The sequence below is a fragment of the Pseudothauera nasutitermitis genome (genome assembly GCF_004801295.1).
Classification (GTDB): domain Bacteria; phylum Pseudomonadota; class Gammaproteobacteria; order Burkholderiales; family Rhodocyclaceae; genus Pseudothauera; species Pseudothauera nasutitermitis.
The window spans coordinates 1-4,010 of the sequence record NZ_SSOC01000014.1; the positions used below are offsets into that span (position 1 = coordinate 1).

2 protein-coding genes are annotated in these 4,010 nt (G+C 58.6%); one reads left to right on the forward strand and one right to left on the reverse strand.

The window, feature by feature from the left end:
• Window positions 1-782 precede the first annotated feature (782 nt).
• Window positions 783-1,868, reverse strand: a complete 1,086-nt coding sequence (locus E6C76_RS21900; RefSeq protein WP_168734408.1) for an IS110 family RNA-guided transposase — start codon at window positions 1,866-1,868, stop codon at window positions 783-785.
• Window positions 1,869-3,082: 1,214 nt separating this feature from the next.
• On the opposite strand from E6C76_RS21900, the gene E6C76_RS21905 reads away from it, so the two are divergent.
• Window positions 3,083-3,706, forward strand: a complete 624-nt coding sequence (locus E6C76_RS21905) for a hypothetical protein (RefSeq protein WP_168734409.1) — start codon at window positions 3,083-3,085, stop codon at window positions 3,704-3,706.
• The last annotated feature ends 304 nt before the right edge of the window (window positions 3,707-4,010 follow it).

The window sequence follows — 4,010 nt, forward strand, 5'->3', positions numbered from 1 at the left end:
ACGGCCAGTCTCATTGACGCCATGCACGGCAAATACGTTCTTGGCGAGATCGATTCCAGCGGTCACAATGCTCATGGACTTCCCCTGTCGGACGGATTGATGAGAGTTCGCACTTCCCATCGTGGCACTCAGGTGCCGATTACCGCAATGCGGTCAGGCCGGGACGGGGAAGTCCCTTTCATTCGTTAGGCATCAAGATGATCTGGATATCATCCATCCTCTCCTTAAGTGCAGCGATTTGTGGTTTTCGCGCGGGTTGGCTTTGGTACCAGGCTAGCCGAGTTCCAATAACCCCTATATGGGCGAACCATGTGGGAGTCGAACCCGTTGACCCTGTGCAGAGCAACGCGCATTGGATAGCGGCGCTCCTTGAGACAGCAAGAGAATCGGGCTGCATGAACCGGAAAGCCGCTCTTTGGACAGCGGCGGCTGCAATATTAGGTGGCGCTGCAGTCATTACGAGTGCTATGCCTACAGTGTTGGTGTTGGTAAACTTTGGCACTGCTTAGTGCCTAACAATTCCTATATGGATTCCCCCGTAAATCAAGACGGATCGTGCTTTTGACTTTCCGGGATGAATCACCTGCAGTCGTATATCCGGCATCTGTGTTGGGTTCTAAATGTCCCGTGCCGACATGGAATCTGCCCGCGATGCGCCAATCGCTACAAGCGGCTGCTGGAGAGCCGGAAGTGTTATCGGCGTCAGTTCGCGTGGGTGTGGCCCGGTTTGCCATGATGAGCGATCAGTCTCGGCGCAAGGGTGAGGAGAAAGGGTGAATGGATCAGGCAGCGATGGCGAAAGCGGTGCGTTCGAGCTTCTTGTTCGGGCGAGGCGGCGGATTGCCATACGCGGCGTGATCGCGCAGGAGCGCATAGCAGATACGGGCAAGTTTATTGGCCAGCGCGCAGGCAACCTTGTTGTGGTTGGTGCGGTGCTGCACCTCGGTCGCCCAGGCTCGCAGGCCGTCCAGGGGGCGGCTCGCATTGCGGGCCAGCGCCGCTGCCCGCAGCACAGCCCGGGCGCCATGGGTGAGCAGCATCCTCAGGTAACGATCTCCCCGTTTCGAGATTCGGCCGAGCTTTCGGATGCTGCCCGACGAATATTCCTTGGGCGTGAGCCCGAACCAACTGGCGAAATGGCGGGCATCCTTGAAGTGCGTCACGTCGCCACCGGTGGCCGCCACCATCGCCGTCGCGGTCAGCAGGCCGATGCCCGGCACCGACATCAGTTGTGTGCATGCGGCACTGTGCCGCGCCAGTTCGGTGAATTCCCGCTCCAGTTGCGCGATGCGTTGTTCGAGCAGGCGGATCTCCTCGATGAGCAGCCGCATCGTTTCGCGGATCAGCGCGGGCACCGGCGAGCGCGGATCGGCCAGCACGCGGCGGATTGCCTCGACGCCGGTGCGTGCGCCTTGCGGGATGCTCAAGCCGAACTCCCGGCAGAAGCCACGCAGTGCGTTGATGCGCGAAGTACGGGTACTCATCCACAGCGACCGAATCCGATGCAGGCCCTGCAGCGCTTGCTGCTCGACCGATTTCACGCGCACCGGGTCGATGTTGGCCGTGCGGGCCGCTTCGAGCAGCGCACGGGCATCGGCCGCGTCGGTCTTGTTGCGACGGACGTAGGCGCGAACATAGGCCGCGGGCAGCAACCGCACCTCGATGCCGAGCGAGTTGAGCCAGCGCGCCCAGTAATGCGCAGAACCGCAGGCTTCCATGATGACGAGCGAGACTTTGCGATTCGCAAACCAGCGCTCGAACTGAGTTCGCGTGAGTCGATGGCATTCGGTCACGCGCCAGGACGAATCGGCCACGGCCAATTGAAAGACACTTTTGGCCAGGTCAACGGCAACGGTAGTAGCATGCATGATGGACTCCTCCTTCTGAAGACCGATCCCCATCCCCATGAGCACCGGTGGCGCCAATTGGGCGCCGAAAAGGAGGGGGAGTCCATCCCATCAATCCACCGGACCTCCGGCAAGCTGCGCTTGCCTGCGTCCGGTGATTTTCAACGTTCGGCATCACATTTATCGCTATGAATCCACCGCGCCAAGACATCAAAGAACAGCTAGCCCCTATTGCTGCGAAACTGAGGGAAGGTCTCTCGGTCGTTCGTCCTGTGAGCCAAGTTACGTTAAGGCTTCGGCCGGAGCCAGGACATGACCGATTCACTGAGAGCATCAAGCACATCCTTAGGTGGATGAATCGTCGGGCCGGTCGTAGCCTTCCTGACGCTGCTTGGCAGGGCCAATCATTCGAGCTGACGGACATAGGCGCACAACGCACTGCCGCAGTTGCTCTGCCAGAGCACCAGTTTTGGGCTGCCCGGCTTGACGACGCAGACAAGACCGTACCGTTACGCACTTGGGTTACAGAAATTGGTGTCGGTATGGACTCCAACGGCGACACTCTGTTTGGAGCACGCCTCATCTGCGTCAGTCGCGGCACTGACGAACCATTTCAGAGAACTGTCCCCGGCTTTGTGCGCGCCATCATGAGCGATGGGCCAGCGGAAGTCGATGGCGTTCCGCTTACGCGCGACGTACCGTTGATTTCCACTCCTGAGGAGGTGGACAAGCTAGTCGCATTGCTCGAAAGCCCACACCGACAGGCCGACGTATTGGTATTCGCGCTCCCTGATGGATCAAGCAATCCTTCGGAGGCTGCCGCGTCCGCCAACTCGGTACACGATGCCACCCTCGGAGCCGCCCATGTCTATGTACTCGCTGGGCCAGCCAGTTTTCTCCTAACTGATCGCGTAGGGCGCGAGCTATCGGTTTTTAGGCAGGCTGTGCGTACGTACCGACCGGGCTTCCGCGCTTGGGTCGACGAACCATCTAGACACCCTTTGGCTCTGCCTGACCGAATAGCGTCGTGGTCTGAGACCGCCCCCGGTGCGTTTGAGCGATGGCTGGTAAACCAATCGCTAGGGAATTCGGCACATGCTCCAGGACGCGAAGAGCGTCTTCCTAGTTTCAATACGGTTCGCCAACTTGCCGCACAACTGGAGCGAGAGCGACTTAGAAAGGCAGGGGGCACGGATGCTGAATTAATTCGGCTCTTCGAGCAGGACAATGAGCAATTGCGGAAGGATCTTCAAGAACAGAAGGAGCAGTATGATGGCTTGCTTCTAGCTGCCGACGCAGAGCGAGAGGCGGCTATCCAAGAGGCTAATGCTGCAAAGGCACAGGCCCTGGAACGACTCCACAGAATCCGGCAGCTTGAGAAGAAGTTTGCTGAGTCTGCCGCTCCGCAAGCAACGCCAATCCCTGATGCATTGGATGAATTTGAAGCTTGGTGCAAGGAGCACTTGGCGGGATCGGTTGAGATCGCCAATCGAGCATATCAAGGCGTCCGAAAGTCAGAGTTCCACGATCCCCAATTTATTTACCGTACGCTGCTACTCCTTCGTGATCAATACGTGCCAATGCGAATTGAAGGAACGCCTGAGCGCAGGCGGTCATACGAAGAAGCACTACATGCGCTTCAACTAGAATACAGCGCGACCGGCGAAGGAGTGAAGTATGCCGCCGACCTTTACTCCGTCCAGTACGGGGGAATTCGACGGCCCCTCGATCGCCATCTAAAGGGGAGCGATTCACGGGACCGACGCTACGGTTTCCGGCTCTACTTCTTTTGGGATGATGAGAGCCAAGTCGTTGTTGTCGGCTGGCTGCCGTCACATCTAGACAACCGCGCGAGCTAATGTCACCCGTGATACCGAACCCATCATTCCACCCGGACGCTGCGCGATGAAGCCGCGCAGGCTGGTGAATTCAGACTACAAGGGCTTCCCTATCTGTCAAGCAATAGCATCCCGTGGCCGACGGAGCGGCAGTGATTTTTCTTGCCAAACAAATACCGTCCGAGTGATCTGCAAACAAGGCGAGAACAACAAGGTGCGGACTGGCCAGACTACAAACGGTCACTCTTGCAGCGCTTCATTGGCTGCGGACCCTGATGAAGGACGCACGCGGAGAACCCATTCGTTAGCCGGCGCTGATGCAGCC